Here is a 16,775-nt window from a genome sequence, read left to right on the forward strand (position 1 = left end):
CGGCCGCGGGGCTGCTGACCGACGTGTCCGGCGACTCGCCGTCCGCGAACGCGGCCGGCGCCGACAACAGGGCGAGGGGGGCTATGGCGGCCGTCGCGGCGACCGTGGCCATGACACGGCGAAGCTTCATGAAGTCCTCAAGAAGTCCGGTGTGCTGCAACAGCGCAGCACGCTGGTCGGAGGGCTCCGCGTGTGGGGCGCGGGTGTGGCCCTTGTTCTGCAGGTGTGACCCGGGAAACCTGTGAAGGGTTGTGCCGATCCTCACGTAATCCTTATGTGGGCTGTGTCACACCCAAGTTCTTCTTGTGAACACGCTTTCGGGCGCCTACAACTAGCTGGTGTCTGACAAACCGTCCGAGGAACCGTCCTCGACCCCGGAGATCCCCGACGACGTCTGGGACAAGTTCGCCCGTGACACGGAGCGTGACATCCGGGCCTCCGCACAGAAGGAACCGTCCGCGCGCGCCCGAGAGGTGACCGAGCGGCTGAAGAGGGCCGAGCAACCCGAGGGCTGGCGCACCGGTCCGGCCTGGCAGGAGATGAACGGGCGGGCCCGGCGCAGGCGTCGCCTGTGGGCCGCCCTCGGTGTCCCGGTCGCCGTGGCCGTCGCCGTGGTCGCGATGAAACCCTCGCTGCTGCCAGGCGACCTCTTCGGGGGCAAGGCGGACTCGGACGCCGGCGCGTCCCCGCTCGCCCCGGAGACCGCGGCCCCGACCACCGCGCCCTCCGCCGTGAACCCCCAAACCCCCACCCTGGACCGGCCGTTCGCCGGCTCACCCGCGCTGAACTGGGCCGACGGCGAGGCCGGAATCATCCTGCCGAAAGCGACGGCCGTCGGAACGTTCTCGAAGGACCAGGTCGAACTGGCCCTCCAGCAGACGAAGATCCTGCTCGTCGCCGCCAACCTCGACCCGAAGACGATCCGCGGCGACCGCCCGTCCGCCGCGCTGGCGATCCTCGATCCGAAGCAGCCCAAGGTGCTCGACCGGCTGAAAGCGTCCCTGACCACACCCTCCAAGGCCCAGGACCCCACGCTGCTCTTCAGCCGCTTCGACCCCAAGGACGTACGACTGGTCGGCAAGGTGGTGAAGACCCGCGGACGCATCACGTTCGCGAAGGACTCCGACGGCGGTGTCACCATCCACTCCGACTACACCTTCGTCTACCCGCTGGTCAGGACCGACGGCTCCACCGAGGTCGCCCGCACCATCGTCCGCCGGGTGATCGACCTGGAGATCCTCGACCCCGCCCACTGGCGGGTCACCCCCGGCCTGCTGACCCTCACCCTCAACAACGCGGACTTCGGCAACTCGGCCTGCGACATCTACGACGGCTATCTGCACCCGCAGTTCGACTCCGCCGCCACGTCGTCACCCACGGGCGCGACGCCCTCCGGCCCGACGACGGACCCGTACGACCGCAGCCGGGACATCGGCAAGAGCCAGGGAAGCTGCGGGACGGTGAGCCGGACCTAGGAACACGCGAGAACGCAAGCGAAGGGCCCCGCGGGACGGAGCCGCGGGGCCCTTCTCCGTCAGCACCGACGTCAGGGCAGCGCCGGTGCCTGGGGAGCGGCGCCGGGGGGTTGCGCCGCTGGTATCAAGTTGTCTGAAGTGCCCCGGGTCGGCTCCCCGGCGCACACGGGGCGCGCGCTTGGTCTCGACCTTTGGCAGTGGGACGGTGCACCGCAATGCGGTTGACTGCTTTGGGACTTGGGGCTCTGAGGGGAACTCGGGGGCCTTCTAGGCATCGTGCTGGATGGACGCGGCCTCCGCAACCGTTCGATCCGGCTTTGTGCATTTTTGCAGATTCCGCCGGGCGGCCCCGGGCGTCCCCGGAGCCGACCGTTCTCTTGGGTGACCGGGCTGCTGTCCCCTGCCGTCCGGTCACGAGCCTGGAGCGAGGTCCCACGACGCACGGCACGATCCGTACGTCTCATCGCCCCAGCGAGCCACGCGTGGTTCTTTCGGGCCCGCCCCTGGCTGGCACGGACATCCCCACCAACGAAGCGGTTGGCGGAGCGGTCACGCGCCGTACGGGTGAGACGGGGCTCGAACTCAGATCCGCCCCCGGGACAGTTCGAGCAGCGTCATCGCGAGAGAGGTGCCGGGCTTGCCGAGCGCGTCCCTGTAGCGGCCGAGGATCTCGTTCTCACGGGACAGGTTCACCCGCCGGCCGCCGGAGGCGATCCGGGTCTCCTGGACGACGGCGGACACGGCGACCCGTTCCTGGATCAGCCCGATGATCCGGTCGTCGAGGGCGTCGATGCGCTCACGGGCGTCGGCGATGGTCTGCTCGGGAGTGGTGGTGGGCGTACTGGCGGTCATAAGAGGCTCCTCGTCGGAAATCCGGAAGGGCCACCCCGAAGCGACACGACCCGGAAAACGACAGGCGCCCCGGGCCTTGTCGGCCCGGGGCGCCTGGAAAGTCGCTTGTCAGTAACTCAAGCAGCTCGACCATGGCAGCCGGCGGGCCGGTTGCCATAGGTAAAGAGGAAGGTCGGGTGCGGGAGCATGGGGCGAGTATGCCACAGGACTTCTGTGGCGGACCGAGACGGGTGGTGGGTGGGCAAAGGCCCGGGGGTCTGGGGGCGGAGCCCCCAGCACACGGCGAGGTGCCCCACGCGACCCCCGTTAGAATCGGTACCCAGACCCCCCGCCCCACCGCCGGAAGGCCACGCCCCCGTGTCAGCGACCCCCGCCCCCGACACCGTCCTGGTCGTCGACTTCGGCGCGCAGTACGCCCAGCTCATCGCCCGCCGCGTCCGCGAGGCCCGGGTCTACAGCGAGATCGTGCCGAGCACCATGCCGGTCGCGGAGATGCTCGCCAAGAACCCGGCGGCGATCATCCTCTCCGGCGGCCCCTCGTCGGTGTACGCGGAGGGCGCCCCCCGCCTGGACCGCGCGCTCTTCGACGCCGGTGTCCCCGTCTTCGGCATGTGCTACGGCTTCCAGCTGATGGCGACGACCCTCGGCGGCACCGTCGACAACACGGGCGCCCGCGAGTACGGCCGTACGGAACTGCACGTCTCCAGGTCGTCCTCCACCCTCTTCGAGGGCACCCCGGACGAGCAGTCGGTGTGGATGTCCCACGGCGACGCCTGCTCCGCCGCCCCCGAGGGCTTCACCGTCACCGCGTCCACGGACGTCGTCCCGGTCGCCGCCTTCGAGAACGACGAGAAGAAGCTCTACGGCGTCCAGTACCACCCCGAAGTCATGCACTCCACGCACGGCCAGCAGGTCCTGGAGCACTTCCTGTACCGGGGCGCGGGCCTCACCCCGGACTGGACGACCGGCAACGTCATCGACGAGCAGGTCGCCCTCATCCGCGAGCAGGTCGGCGACAAGCGCGCCATCTGCGGTCTGTCCGGCGGCGTCGACTCCGCCGTAGCGGCTGCCCTTGTCGCCCGCGCCATCGGCGACCAGCTGACCTGCGTCTACGTCGACCACGGTCTGATGCGCAAGGGCGAGACCGAGCAGGTCGAGAAGGACTTCGTGGCCGCGACCGGCGTCAAGCTCGTCGTCGTCGACGCGGAGGAGCGGTTCCTCAGCGCGCTCGCCGGGGTCTCCGACCCCGAGCAGAAGCGGAAGATCATCGGCCGCGAGTTCATTCGCGTCTTCGAGCAGGCGCAGGCCGAGATCATCGCGGACGAGGGCCCCGAGGTCGCCTTCCTGGTGCAGGGCACGCTCTACCCGGACGTCGTCGAGTCCGGCGGCGGCACCGGCACCGCGAACATCAAGTCCCACCACAACGTCGGCGGCCTGCCGGAAGACCTCGAATTCGAGCTGGTCGAACCGCTGCGCAAGCTGTTCAAGGACGAGGTCCGGATGGTCGGCCAGGAGCTCGGCCTGCCGGACGAGATCGTCCAGCGCCAGCCGTTCCCCGGCCCCGGCCTCGGCATCCGCATCGTCGGCGAGGTCACCAAGGAGCGCCTCGACCTGCTCCGCGACGCCGACGCCATCGCCCGCGAGGAACTGACCGCGGCCGGCCTCGACCGCGACATCTGGCAGTGCCCGGTGGTCCTCCTCGCGGACGTCCGCAGCGTCGGCGTCCAGGGCGACGGCCGCACCTACGGCCACCCGATCGTCCTGCGCCCGGTGTCGAGCGAGGACGCCATGACGGCCGACTGGTCACGCCTGCCGTACGACGTCCTCGCGAAGATCTCCACCCGCATCACGAACGAGGTCGCCGACGTCAACCGCGTCGTCCTCGACATCACCTCGAAGCCCCCGGGCACCATCGAGTGGGAGTAGTCCCGCTCCCTGTGACGATCAGGTCCGCTTGAGGGTCCGCACCGGCTCTCCGGGCTTCCAGACCTGCGCGACGAGGTACTTCTCGTCCTCCACGTAGGTCCGCACGACCTCCGTCAGCTCGGTGCGGAAGAGGTGGAACGGCTCCGGCGGTTCCACCTCTTTCCTGTACGCCTCCTTCACCCCGGCATCCGTAACCTCCACCGCCCGCCCGCAGACCCGCACATCCCCGCCGTGTGTGTCCGTCCCCGGCCCCGGGTTCGCCTGCAGCGCGAAGCGCGGATCGCGCCGCAGATCCAGCGCCTTCAGCGAGTCGGGCATCATCCCGAGCCACAACTCGCCGTCCAGGAACCGCACTTCGAGCCCGGTCGTACGCGGCGACCCGTCCTTGCGCAGGGTCGCCAGGACATGGTGCGTAAAGGCACCGAAGCGCTCCTCGACGGTCGCGGCGAGGTCCGGTTCGGCGGCGGTGAAGGTGGCCCAGTTCGCTGTCATAGGGCGAGTGTTCCGCCGATAACCGACAACCTCTGTCCTCTTTACAGACCTGCACTGCCCTTTTCGGGCGACCGGCGGTAACTTCTCGCCCTTACAACAAACCCAGTGCTGGAGGACCGATGCACGGGCCGACGCCGCCCTCCCCCCTGCCCACCGACCGGCTGCGGTTCGCCATGCCGCCGATGCACGAGTCGGTCGAGGACGAACGCCGGCACCGCAAGGAACGGCTCGCGGGCGCCCTGCGCCTGTTCGGCCGGCTCGGCTTCGAGGACGGGGTCTCGGGGCACATCACCGCCCGCGACCCCGAGTTCACCGACTGCTTCTGGGTCAACCCCTTCGGGATGCCCTTCCGGCACGTCACCGTCAGCGACCTGGTGCTCTCCAACTCGGAGGGCCAGGTGCTCCAGGGCGGCCACCATGTGAACCAGGCCGCCTTCACCGTGCACTCCCAGGTCCACGCCGCCCGCCCGGACGTCGTCGCCGTCGCCCACTGCCACTCGGTGCACGGCCGCGCTCTCTCCGCCCTCGGCGACTTCCTGGACCCGATCAGCCAGGAGAGCTGCGCCTTCTACGAGGACCACGCGCTCTACGACTCCTACAGCGGGGTCTCCGTCGACGCCGAGGAGGGCAAGCGGATCGCCGCCGGGCTGGGCTCCCGCAAGGCACTCGTGCTGCGCAACCACGGCCTGCTGACCGTCGGCGACTCGGTGGACGCGGCGGCCTGGTGGTTCATGTCCATGGAACGCTCCTGCCAAGTGCAACTCCTCGCCAAGGCGGCCGGCAGACCTCTCCTCATCGACCACAAACTCGCCGTCGCCACCCGCGAACAGACCGGCGGCGACCTCGTCGCGTGGATCAACTACCAGCCCCTGTGGCAGGACATCAGCCGCAGCGAACCGGACCTCCTCAGCTGAAGGCCGGAGCCGCTCAGCTGAAACCGCGCAGCACCGCCGTCTTGGTCATCCTGAACTCCTCGTCCGTGAGCACCCCTTCCCGATGCAGCTCGCCCAACTCCCGCAGCCTGCGCAGGAGTACGTCGTGATGGTCGGCCGGTGGCGGAACGGTGGCCGCCCGCGGCGGGCGGTCCGTGAACTCGCCGTTCTCCCGCTCACGGGCCGACGGATGCGGCAGCCGCGCGGTCACCGCCGTCGCCACCAGCGCGGTGAGCAGATCACGGCGGGTGCTGCCCCACAGGTCGAGGGCGTACGGATCCTTCTCCGGCGGCAGTTTGGAGAACACCGTCTCCCGGGTCACGAACCGCATGAACCCGTCCTCGTAGCCGGAGTTGGGCAGCCACTCCACCTGCACCAGATCGCCCACGGAGACGATGCGTGGCCCGGTCGCCCGCTTGACGCGCTCGGAGGTGTCCGCCCAGTCGATACGCACCTGGGCGCCGTCGAAGGACACCGTGCCGTCGGAGGACCGGACCGAGACCGGGACCGGCGGGCCGGGGAGGAGATAGGCCTTGGTGGGCTCCTTGGGGATCTGGTCCAGGAGCAGCGCGTGCCGGATCTCCTCCGCCACGTACTCGGCGACCCCGGACCGGTCGATGTCCACGATCAGCCGGTACGGATCCGCCGCGTCCGGCAGCCGCCCACCGGTCGCCTGCAACAGCGGATCGGCACCCTCGCGCAGCCTCAGCCGCAGCCGGCCGCGCTTGCGTTCGGGTTCGTAGACGACGCCCGCGACGGCTTCGAGGGGCACCGCGACCTCGCCGTACGTCTGCCGGAACAGTGGCACGGAGCGGTGAAGTCCCGGTGTGATCCTGACCGTTGTGCCGTCGAAGGCCCAGGTCCCGTCGCGCTGGATGATCTCGGCCATACGGAAATTCTCGCAGCCGGGTCAACACGGCGGCGCCCACTTCACCCGCGCTGACCAGACCTGCCGGACGCGAGCCGTGTCCCGTAGGGCACAATCCGCTGTTGTCGTGCGGGAGTTGCAAGGCGGTGGCCAAAGGCTTCGGAGCCGGTCGCCGAACGTGAGGGCCCGGGGTCGAGGGCCGAGGTCCATGAGGGTCGTGGGGAAGGCAGGCGTCGGGCGTGGCGGTGCAGGAGGCGAGACAGGGCGGCGAGCCCATCGGTGCCCACGGAGGTGGCTGCACCTGCGGGGACTGCCCGCACGGAGCACGTGAGGGGCATCGGCGCGCGGTCGCCGCGTTCCTCGTCAAGCGGGACGGCTTCGCGGCCGGTGAGGGTCTGCCCGCGGCGGTGGCGCACTCGGCGTCCGCCTCCCGGCAGTGGGTCTCGGACGAACTGACCCAGTCCGCCGACGACGTCGCCGAACGCGGCCGGGCCGAGGGCGGCGGCCAGGACGTGGGCCTGGCGCAGGGTGCGGGAGGGGCCGGAGGCGACCGGGACGGCGGGGTTCTCGTAGAAGTCGCGGAGGTCGGGGTGGTGCGGGGCGGTGGTTGTCATTCCTCGTGCTCCTCCGTCGTGTGCAGGTAGTGCTCGAACAGGTCGCGGAGGTGGGCGCCGTCGCCCGGGCCGAGGAGGGTGCGGGACCAGCGCAGCGCCACGTGGAGCTTCCCGGCGGTGGAGGCGGTGGTCACGGTGAGGCCGCGGGGCATACGGGCCGGGGCCGAGAACCACACGGCGTGCGCGCGGCCCGTGCTGCCGCCGAAGTCCAGGGCGTACGGGATACGGCCGATGTTGCTCAGGAGGGTGGTCGAGGTCCAGGGCGCGGCTGCTCTGCGCAGGCCCCGGGTGAGGGTCGCCCGCCAGGCGACGGGGACGACGGGAGCCGTCAACAGGCTTGCCCCGTGGCCGAGTTGGGGGCGGGTGAGGGCCTTGAGGGTGCGGGTGCGGGTCGCCGTGCGGTGGAGCAGTTCGCCCATGCGGTGGTCTGCTGCGTGGGCCAACTCGTCGGGGGCGAAGGTGACTTCGACGAGTCGCGTGCCGTTGCCGATGGGCATGTCCGTGCCTCGGGGGCGGTCGTCGACGGGCATCGTGATGCGCAGCGGGCGGGGGTGTGCGCCGTGTTCGCGGTTCCAGTGGGCGATCATCAGGGCCGTCGTGACCATGAGTTGGTCGTTCACGGTGTACGGGGAGCCCTTGGGGCGGTGCGGGACGCCGAGTTCGGTGACGAGGAGGCCGTTGCCGCCGGGGGACGGGTCGGGGGTGCCGTGGGCGACGCGGGCGGGCGGGGTCCATACGGAGGGGGTGGCCGTGAGGGGTTCCGGGGTGTCCGGGGGGCGGGTCGGTGGGGCGGTCGGGGCGTTGGAGTGACCGCCGTACAGCTCCGCAGCGGTGGCGAGGACGCGGAGGCAGGCGGGGCCGTCCAGGGCAGTGTGGTTGACGGTGAGCAGGAGGGTGGTGCCGTGGGGGAGGGTGACGGCTTCCAAGCGGATGGGTGGGGATGCGGTCAGGGGTGGGGCCTGGTCCAGGGAGCGGGTGCGGGCCTGTTTGAGGGTGTCTCGGGTGGGGGGTGGGAAGGTCACCACCTCCACGTCCGGGGTGTCGGTCAACTCCCATTCGTAGCGGCGGCGGTACCAGGGGCCCGGGGCCTCGCGCATGAGGATGCGGGGGTGGAGGTGCAGGGCCTGCGTGAACGCGGTGCGGAGCCGGTCGGGGTTTATGGGGCCGGGGAGGTGGACCTCGATGTGGACGGTTTCCGGTTCGGTGGACTGGTGGCAGTGGCGGGCGATTTCGTCGACTGTGGGGAAGGGGATGCGGGTGGGGGAGCGAGGGTGGTCGAGTGTGGTCATTGGGGGGCGTCCTTTTGGTGCGGGTCGGTGGGGGCTGGTCGCGCCCGCGCGGCGGAGCCGCCAATGTCACGGCCCCGCGCCCCTGACGGGGCGCTGCTCCACTCGCGTGTGCTTACGAGTCCCGCGAACAGGCCTATCAAGGCCAGGAGTTGGGCCGTGCTGCTGAAGGCGCCCTCGCCCGCGCCCACCGGATCACCCGCACCCGTCGCCGCCACGATTCCCGCGCCCGCCAGTGCCGCGAACGCGATCGGGACGAGCAACGCGTGTCGGCGGTATGCGAGCAACGCCAACGCCGGTACCAGTAGGGCGAACCAGCCCGCGATCACCACTCCCACCAGCGTCAGCGCCACCGTGCCCAGCCACAAGCCCGGCAGTGGCGGGGGTGGTTGGAACTCGTCGGGGTTGGGCTCGTGGCGGCGCCAGATCACCAGGGCCAGGAGGACCGCCACGGCTACTCCGCTGCCGATGAGGCCTGCCTCGTATGTCGTCGCCGGGGTGTAGGAGAGCTTGATCGTGCCGCCTGCGCCTGCTGGTACGCGCCAGCCCTGTTGCCAGCCGTCCAGGCGGACCGGGGACAGTTGCTTGCCGTTCAGGGTGGCTTTCCAGCCGTCGTTGTAGTTCTCGTACGTGGTGAGGTACGAGGCCGTGCCCGAGCCGACCGTCACCTCTCGGCGGTCGCCCAGCCAGTCCACGACCCGCAGTTCCCGGCCAGGCTCCGTCGCCGTTGTGACACTTCCCCGGGTGAGTGTCACATCCGTGAGGGAGAGGGGTCCCGCGTCGCCCGCCTCGACCCGGTGCGTGCCCGACGTCAGCTCCAACGCCGGGTCGCCGCGCCCCTCCTGACAGAGGGTCACATCCACGGCTCGGCGCTCGGTCAGGTCCCGTACCGTTCCCGTCACGCTCGTCTGGTACAGCTCGCCGTCCACCGCCACCACCGGGCCCTTTCCGCAGGCCAGCGTGAAGGTGCGGGTGGGGTCGGGTTGAGGGGTGCGGTACTGGTCGAGGGCAGGGATGTACGCCTCGGTCAGGCCCACGGGGAGTTGGAGGTTCTCGTCGGCGACAGGGTTGTGGAGCGTGAGCGGGGCCGTCTTCGTGATCGTGATGTCGAGGCGGTCCGTGGTGATCGGGTCGAAGCGGACCACGCCGTTCTCGTCGACGCCGGCGATCGTCGCGCCGTCGGGCGAGCTGATGTCCACCTCGGTCGCGCGGGTCGACAGGCCGCCCGCAGGGGCCAACACCACTTCTCCCACGGCCTGTTTGCCGGTCCAGGTCAGGTGGATCGTGGGGCGGTCGCCCGCCACCCAGCCCGTCGTCAGGTCTCCGTCCGTCAGGTTGCGGGCCGAGAGACCCGTCCCCAGCGCCGCCGTGGAGTCCGCCGTCGCCGTGATGCGGTGCTGCTGGGCGGGGGCCACCTCGTAGAGGAGTCTGTCCAGCTCCTCGCCGGGGATCGCCACCGCGCTCGCCTTCATGTCGTACGTTCCCGCCGTCGAGGTCGAGAACGTGCGGTGCAGGCCCGCTTCCGTGCCCGTCGGGGAGAGACCGGTCGGGTCGGCCGTGCGGTGCAGGGAGATGATCTCGGCGGCGGCGTCGGAGGTGTTCGCGTCGGTGGGGAGTTTCAGAAGCCGGGTGACCTGGACGTGCGGCAGGGCGATCTCGGAGAAACCCGCGCCGGTGAGACCGGTGCGGCGGGCCACCGAGTCGACGATCGTCAGCTTCATCCAACTCGTCGTGCCTGACGGGGCTTTGACGGTCTGCGTCATGCCGTTCGGCTGGAGGTAACTGGTCGTCGAGCCCTTCGCCGTCTGCACCTTCACCTCTGTGGCCGCCGCCCGCACGCTCTCCTGCGGGAGCGGGGTCACCTTGAACGAACTCGGCATGTCGTACGACCCGCCCGTGAAGCCGATGCGCAGCCACTGCCCGTTCGGGGAGCCTGCCGCGCCCTCCGCCCACGCGGTGTCGGGGTTGCCGTCGAAGGCGTTCACCGGGTCGAACTGGGGCAGCTGGAACAGCCAGTTGCCGCTGGAGGAAGCCGTCACCGAGCGCGCGCCGCGCAGCTCCGCCACCGTCTGATGGGCGATGCCCTTCGTCGGCAGGATCTGCTTCGGTTTCTCGCCCGCGTCCTGGACGGCGTCCGGCGCGTTGCGTTCGTCGGGGGTGTACGTGTACGAGGTGTTGGCGTCGACCAGGCCGAACCGGGTGTCCGCGCGGCGCAGTCCGTCGCCGAGTATCTGGAGGGCTGGGGAGCCGAGGCCCGGGTGGTTGTCGCCGGTCAACACCGTTGCCCGGCCCCGGAGTTCGGTGGCCAGGGGCAGGATCGACTCGGGGCCCCCGGAGACCAGGGCCGTGTCGGCCACCGGCGTCAGGCCCGCCTGGCCCGGCCGTACCACGTCCTTGCTCGTCGGCTCGTAGATCTCCACCGCCCGCCGGCGCGGGTAGAGGCCCTCGACCTGGAGCGGGGTGCCGCCCGCGATCCGGCCGCCGGTCATGACCGGGCCGAGGCCGGTCACCCGCTGGTAGCCGGACTGTTCGAGGGCGCGCTTGACGGTGGTCGTCGGGACGTAGCCGATCTGGTCGGGGTCGAGGTCGTTGCGGACTACGACGTAGTAGATGCCGGCCCGGCTCAAGTAGTCGGCCAGGCCCGGGACTTCGCCGCCGGTGGCCAGTGCCTGCTCCACCGCGTCCATCGCGCGCCGGTTGCCGGGGGTGCCCATCGGGACGTAGTCGCGTTCCGCCCAGCGGGAGTCGGCGAGGACGTCGAGGGGTTCGTCGATGGGGGAGCCCCAGGTGTAGATGCCGTGCGCGGTCGCCGGGACGACCAGGGCCCGGGAGTCCGGGGAGTACTTGTGCAGCCAATCGGCCGTGGACTGCCAGTACTTGGGGAGCTGCTGGAACGAACCCGGGTTCAGGATCGACCCGTTGAGATACGGCCACGCCAGGCCGGGGAGGACGAGAATCGCCGCGATCAGCGGGCCGAGCCGACGGCCCCGGACCGGGCGGGCTCCGCGGGTCTCGGCGGCCACACCCACCAGGTGGGCCAGGCCCAGGACGAGTGCGAGGGCGAGGCCCGCCTGGAACTTGTAGATGTTGCGGAAGGGGACGAGCGGGCCGTTCAGCCAGTCCTGGACCAGCCCGTGGAAGGGCGCCCCGAACGAGCCGCCGTACCCGGCGAACAGGATCAGCGCGACCGACACCGCGACCAGTACCAGCCAGCGCCGCTCCGGCATGTCACGTCGGGCCAGCCCGGCGAGCCCGAGGCCCGCCGCGAGTGCCGAGCAGACGATCACGATCACCGAGGAGGCGACGGTCCAGCCGGCCGGTATCCAGGCCTCGCCGAGGTGCAGATAGGCGACCCAGTCGCCGGCCCCGCGCAGGCCCTCCGTCGCGGACATGGTGTCCGTCGTGGTCTGCGAAGTCTCCACGTAGGGAAGGAAGTTCTCGCCGTAGACACCGAGCATGAGGAGAGGGATCCACCACCATGCCGTAGCCAGAACGACCCCCGGCACCCACCAGGCGATCAGCTTGCGCTGCCGTGGTCCGGGCGGGCGGGAGAGCAGATACAGGCCGACCGGGAACAGGGACGCGAGGGTCGCCGCCGCGTTGACTCCGCCCATGAACGGGACGATCAGCGCCGAGCGCAGGGCGGCCACCCGGGCCGTGTAGCGCTCGTTCGTCAGCGGCAGCAGGACCCAGGGGAGGAAGGCGCCGGGGAGCGCGGCGGCCGAGGTCGAGCCGACGACGATCGTGAACACCGGCCACAGCGCGTAGGTCACGGCGGCGAGCAGCCGGGACGCGGGGGTGCCGACACGCAGCCGCTCGGCAAGCCGCAGCGCGCCCCAGAAGGCGACCGAGACGACGAGCGACAGCCACAGGCGTTCCGCGAGCCACACCGGCAGGTGCACGGCGTGGGCCAGCCAGTAGAACGGCAGCATCGGCCAGAGATAACCGGCGTACTGGTCCTGGATACCGCCGAAGGAACCCCGGTCGTGCCACAACTGGCCCAGGTCGGACAGGAATTGGCCGGGGTCCACGGTGACGCCGAGCTTGGTGTCGAAGGTCTGCCGACCCGGGTGCACGGCCAGGAACAGCACGAACACCACGGCCCAGAACCCCAGCAGCCAGCGCCACGACCTCGGGCCCTCCGGGGGCCCCGCCAGAGTCGTGGTGGTGGGGTCGGCCGCCGGAGGCGGTGTCTGGACCGTGGTCGCCGTCATGGTGGACACCGCCGGAGGATGAGGAGGAGGTTCCAGGTGGCCAACTCCCTTATCCCGGGCGCCTTTACGACGGCTCGGTCGAGGAAGGGCCAGTAGCGGGAGCGTGCCGCGACGACCGTGACGTCGTCGCGGGCACGGACCTGCCGCAGGGTGGCGCCGATGTGCACGGCGAACAGGTTCTCGCCGAGGGTGTGCTTGGCGGACTTGCCGGTACGCCGCCGGTAGCGGGCGCGGGCCCGCTCGGCGCCGAGGTAGTGCCAGGGCGCCCACTCGTGACCGCCCCACGGGGACAGCCAGTTGGTGAACGACACATAGATCAGCCCACCGGGCCGGGTCACCCGCGTCAGCTCACTGAGAAACGTCTGCGGATCCGCCACATGCTCAAGCACGTTGGACGAGAAGGTCACATCCGCGACCCCGTCGGACAGCGGGAGGAGATACCCGTCCGCGATGACCGTCCCGTCCGGCGGCTTCTGCCCCAACTCCCGTACATCCGGCTCGAAAAGATAGGCGTGGGCCCCGCGCCGCCGAAACTCCTCGGTGAAGTAGCCACTACCACCACCGACATCGACGACCGTGCGTCCGGCGACGGGTTCGTCGTAAGCCTCGACCTGATCGGCGGCGTCACGGGCGAGCAGCGAGTAGCAGGCCTCCGGGTCATCCTGTTCATGCAGGAAGGCACGGAAGAGACCAAGGGACCGACGAAAAGAGGGATCTTTCAGACGCCGGTCGACTGGGGCGCCCCGACAGGGGCGCGGGGCTGTATCGATATGCGGCTCCGCCGCGGGGCGCGACCAGCCACGACGCACCCGCACCCACCTCACGACCCCCAGCCCCTCACCGCCTCAGAGGCAACCGCGCGAAACTGTCTCACCGTCCGATCCCAGCGATAGCGAGCCGCACGGTCACGCGCAGCCTTGCCCATCGCCTCCCGCCGCCGCGCGGACAGCGCAAGCGCACACCAGGCCGCCGCGAAGGAAGACTCCCCACGCGCCAGCACACCGGTCTCCCCATCAACGACCGAGTCACGCAACCCCGGTACGTCGAAAGCGATCGCCGGAGTCTCCCGGGCCGCCGCCTCCGTCACGACCAAGCCCCACCCCTCCAGCGCGGACGGATGCAGCAACAGCCAAGCGGCGCAGAGGAGTTCGTGTTTCCTCGCCTCCGAGACATGGCCCGTGAACTCCACCCCGGGCCCCGCGAGTCGCTCCAGAGACCCACGCTCAGGACCGTCACCGACGATCAGAAGACGCCCGCCGACCACGGGACGTACCCGCTCCCACAGTCGCAGCAGCAGATCGATCCGCTTGTACTCGACAAGCCGACCCACCGCCACGAACAGCGGCTCCGGCGAGCGCTCGGCACAAGGACCGGGTTCTTCAACTCCGTTGTGGACGACCCGGATCCGGTCCCGCTCGATCCCGATCCCGCGCAGCGCGTGCGCGGTCGAGGGAGAGACGGCGACCAGCAGGCCGCGATGCTGCGCACCGGTCAGCGCCCACTGTTCGAGTCGTCGGCCGATCCGCGCCGCCGGGGCCATCGGGCCGTCGAACCGCATCCTCCACACGTCCGTGTGGACGTGGTTGACCAGGCAGATGGTGGGGCCGTGGTGCCAGACGGGAGCGAAGTAGGGCATGCCGTTGCACACCTCGACCAGCAGATCGCAGTCACCGATCCGCCGGGTGAACGCCGTACGGGCGCGCAGAAAGTGGCCGTAGGCGCCGCCCGCCGACACGACCCGGTAGTCGCGGTAGGCGGGGTAGGCGGCGGGGCCGCCGCACAACAGGGTCACCTGGTGGCCGAGTCGGGTCAGGCCGTCGGCGAGTCTGTCCACGAGGAGTTCGGAGCCGCCGGCCGAGGGGTTGTCGAGGTCCCGGTGGGCGAGGAAGACGATGCGGCGCGGTTGTGGCACCGGCGCCGGGGTGTGCTGCGCGGCCGGTGGAGACGCGGTGCGGTGGGGGTCCCCCCACCCGAGTGAATTCGAGGGCGGGGGAGGGTGGGGCACGTGCTGGGGCATGGGTGCTCCAACTCGTCTCGGGGTGCGGAACTCTGCGGGGGCAAGGGCGGGCAAGGGCGGGCGCGGTGCGGAGTTCTGTGGGCGGGCTGTGCTCGGGTGGGTGGACAGTTTTCGCTTCGCCGTTCCTGACGGCTACTCACCCGCGTGACAATTTCCGGGGTTATTAGAACTGACGTCACGTCACATCGTGGGCGGATACTCGGGTGAAGCGGGTGATTCGGGGCGCCGGCGTCCTCGTAGCACCAAAACGCCGCCGATCACGGCCAGGACGAATCCGGCCACAGCGGTACCGATCGGCAACGACTGCCCCACCAGGCGCAGTTGACCGCTCTCCCGCTTCGCGAGTTTCACCTGTTCCTGCTGCGTGGCGGTGGTGAACGCGAGCTTGTCGGCGTCCAGGAGGAGCACCGCGTCGTAGGCGTGGCCGGGGGCGCGCAGGGTGCGCCGGGGGCCGGTCTGGGCGTAGATCACCCGGCCGGTGCGCTGGTCGACGACCAGCTCGATGCCGTGGTTGGAGTACCACTCCTCGGCAAGTGTCTGGGGGGAGTTGGGCTGGTCGACGAGGCTGCCGGGGACCAGCCGGGTGCCGATCTTCGTGGGCGGGACCGTGCCCTTGAAGACGTAACCCGAGTAGCCCTGCACCTTCTTGGTCCCCGAGTAGCGCAGAGTGACCGTCCCGCCAAGGGAGTTGTCCCACCACTGGTAGGCCTGTTTCCGCACGTCGAACGGGAACTTCAGGAAGGCGTCGCCTTCGAAGTACGGATTCTCGTGGCAGCAGTGCACGGGCTTGTTGGTTTTACGGTCCGTGACCCACCGGTTGGGGAAGAACTCCAGCGCGTCGTGCGGATCGGCGGCCGGCAGCGACTTGTCGGTGTCGACGGTCGTGGTGACGTCCCACACCGCGTCCCCGCTCTTCTCGCTGTCCGCGACATCGCCGCGCACCTGCTGGGTGACAGTGATCCGCTTGTCGTCCACGGTCCGCAACTCACCGGTGTCGAAGTAGCTTCCGGTGCCCCGGTACACGGCGGTCGTGTCGATGTCGATCGGCGTCACGGCGGCCCGCGGCTCGACGTACCACGCCAGCAGCGGCGCCAGGACCAGCAGAAACGTGCCAAGTCCCAACAGGATCAAGGAAAGTGGAGAGGCTGTACGGCGCATCCGGACACTCCAGTGAAGGTTGGTTTCGGAGTTCGGGCCGCTCTTGGGCCGGGAACCGTAGGCGCCCCTTGACGGAGTGTCAATGTCTGCCGACACTGGGCCGACGGGCAGGGTCGGGCGCACGGACCTCAGGACAGAGAGGCTGACCCTGCGATGTCCAGACTGCTCGTCGCCGCGCTCACCATGGCCCTGGCCGCCGCCCTCGCCGTGGGCGCCGCGCTCGGTGTCGTCGCCCTGCTCGACGCCAGGCCCGACCAGCCGAACACCCCACTGATCACCTACGAGCAAGCGGATCAGGGGAGTTGACCCCGTGCCCGCCCGCCCGGCGGCCGTGACCGCGCGCTCGGCATGGCTGGCTGTGCCACGCCTCCAAGTGCGCGAGTTCGCCGCGATCGCCATGGCCGAGGCGCCCGCGCTCGCCGAGGAGATCCTGCGCGAGATCCGCCGCGAGCACCCCCAACTGCCCCTGGTCCTCGACGAGTCGGGCGAGCCCATGGCCCTGATCGGCATCCGCCGCGCCATCGAGGTCTTCGTCCAGCACCTGGAGACCGCCGAGGGCCGCCCGACCGTACCGCCGGGCGTCTTCCAGGAGTTCGGGCGCGGCGAGGGTCTGCACGGCCGCAGCCTCGACTCGCTCCAGGCGATCTACCGCATGGGCGTACGGCTCGCCTGGCGGTGCTTCGCCGATATCGGCCAGCGCGTCGAGATCCCGCCGCCCGCGATGTACGAACTCGTGGACGCGGGCTACGAGTACCTGGACGGGCTGGTCGACCAGTCCGTGCGCGGCTACGCGGAGGCCGCCGCGAGACAGGCCGGGGAGCGGCTGCGCCTCCAGCGGCGGCTGATGGAACTCCTCCTCGCCGAGCACCACCGCGGCGACCCGGCCGAGGCCCTCTCCGAACGTGCCGCCCGCATCGGCTGGCCGCTGCCCGACAAGGTCT

The 16,775-nt window shown here is 70.4% G+C and carries 12 protein-coding genes and 2 pseudogenes; 6 read left to right on the forward strand and 8 right to left on the reverse strand.

The annotated features are described in order from the left end of the window. Positions 1–338: 338 nt before the first annotated feature. Complete coding sequence (locus R6V09_RS25245; RefSeq protein ID WP_317883708.1) at positions 339–1,475, forward strand: hypothetical protein; 1,137 nt, start codon at positions 339–341, stop codon at positions 1,473–1,475. Positions 1,476–2,057: 582 nt separating this feature from the next. Here R6V09_RS25245 and R6V09_RS25250 read toward each other — a convergent pair. Next, positions 2,058–2,327: a chorismate mutase gene (locus R6V09_RS25250; RefSeq protein WP_317883709.1), complete on the reverse strand. Its 270-nt coding sequence runs from the start codon at positions 2,325–2,327 to the stop codon at positions 2,058–2,060. Positions 2,328–2,684: 357 nt separating this feature from the next. Between R6V09_RS25250 and guaA the strand changes: the two genes are divergently transcribed. Next, complete coding sequence (gene guaA / locus R6V09_RS25255; protein ID WP_317883710.1) at positions 2,685–4,253, forward strand: glutamine-hydrolyzing GMP synthase; 1,569 nt, start codon at positions 2,685–2,687, stop codon at positions 4,251–4,253. An 18-nt stretch (positions 4,254–4,271) separates the two neighbouring features. On the opposite strand, the gene R6V09_RS25260 is transcribed toward guaA, so the two are convergent. Then, positions 4,272–4,745, reverse strand: coding sequence for a pyridoxamine 5'-phosphate oxidase family protein (locus tag R6V09_RS25260; protein ID WP_317883711.1), 474 nt, complete (start codon positions 4,743–4,745; stop codon positions 4,272–4,274). A 119-nt stretch (positions 4,746–4,864) separates the two neighbouring features. On the opposite strand from R6V09_RS25260, the gene R6V09_RS25265 reads away from it, so the two are divergent. Further along, a complete protein-coding gene (locus R6V09_RS25265) occupies positions 4,865–5,659 on the forward strand; it encodes a class II aldolase/adducin family protein (protein ID WP_317883712.1) in 795 nt (264 codons plus the stop codon). Between the two features lie 13 nt (positions 5,660–5,672). Here R6V09_RS25265 and R6V09_RS25270 read toward each other — a convergent pair whose 3' ends face one another. Further along, entirely contained in the window at positions 5,673–6,566 is an 894-nt protein-coding gene (locus tag R6V09_RS25270; protein WP_317883713.1) for a DUF4429 domain-containing protein, read from the reverse strand. A gap of 218 nt (positions 6,567–6,784) precedes the next feature. Between R6V09_RS25270 and R6V09_RS25275 the strand changes: the two are divergent. Then, a pseudogene (locus R6V09_RS25275) lies at positions 6,785–7,045 on the forward strand (hypothetical protein); the annotation flags it as partial. Between the two features lie 110 nt (positions 7,046–7,155). Here the strand turns inward: R6V09_RS25275 and R6V09_RS25280 are convergent. From R6V09_RS25280 to R6V09_RS25300, 5 genes are all read right to left on the reverse strand, one after another. Further along, a complete protein-coding gene (locus tag R6V09_RS25280; RefSeq protein WP_317883714.1) occupies positions 7,156–8,448 on the reverse strand; it encodes a condensation protein in 1,293 nt (430 codons plus the stop codon). Next, positions 8,445–12,659, reverse strand: a complete 4,215-nt coding sequence (locus R6V09_RS25285) for an alpha-(1->3)-arabinofuranosyltransferase (RefSeq protein WP_317883718.1) — start codon at positions 12,657–12,659, stop codon at positions 8,445–8,447. The genes R6V09_RS25280 and R6V09_RS25285 overlap by 4 nt, the downstream gene beginning before the upstream one ends. After that, a complete protein-coding gene (locus R6V09_RS25290) occupies positions 12,656–13,381 on the reverse strand; it encodes a class I SAM-dependent methyltransferase (RefSeq protein ID WP_317883719.1) in 726 nt (241 codons plus the stop codon). The genes R6V09_RS25285 and R6V09_RS25290 overlap by 4 nt, the downstream gene beginning before the upstream one ends. 98 nt (positions 13,382–13,479) lie before the next feature. Beyond that, positions 13,480–14,676, reverse strand: coding sequence for a glycosyltransferase family 4 protein (locus R6V09_RS25295; protein ID WP_317883715.1), 1,197 nt, complete (start codon positions 14,674–14,676; stop codon positions 13,480–13,482). Between the two features lie 180 nt (positions 14,677–14,856). Continuing rightward, on the reverse strand, positions 14,857–15,834 hold the full coding sequence (locus tag R6V09_RS25300) for a DUF3068 domain-containing protein (protein ID WP_317883716.1): 978 nt from the start codon (positions 15,832–15,834) through the stop codon (positions 14,857–14,859). A gap of 153 nt (positions 15,835–15,987) precedes the next feature. Between R6V09_RS25300 and R6V09_RS25305 the strand changes: the two genes are divergently transcribed. Together R6V09_RS25305 and R6V09_RS25310 are read left to right on the forward strand one after the other, a co-directional pair. Then, complete coding sequence (locus tag R6V09_RS25305) at positions 15,988–16,140, forward strand: hypothetical protein (protein ID WP_317883717.1); 153 nt, start codon at positions 15,988–15,990, stop codon at positions 16,138–16,140. Positions 16,141–16,144: 4 nt separating this feature from the next. Further along, positions 16,145–16,775: pseudogene (locus R6V09_RS25310) on the forward strand (PucR family transcriptional regulator); the annotation flags it as partial.

The sequence above is a fragment of the Streptomyces sp. W16 genome (assembly GCF_033194735.1).
Taxonomy (GTDB): Bacteria; Actinomycetota; Actinomycetes; order Streptomycetales; family Streptomycetaceae; genus Streptomyces.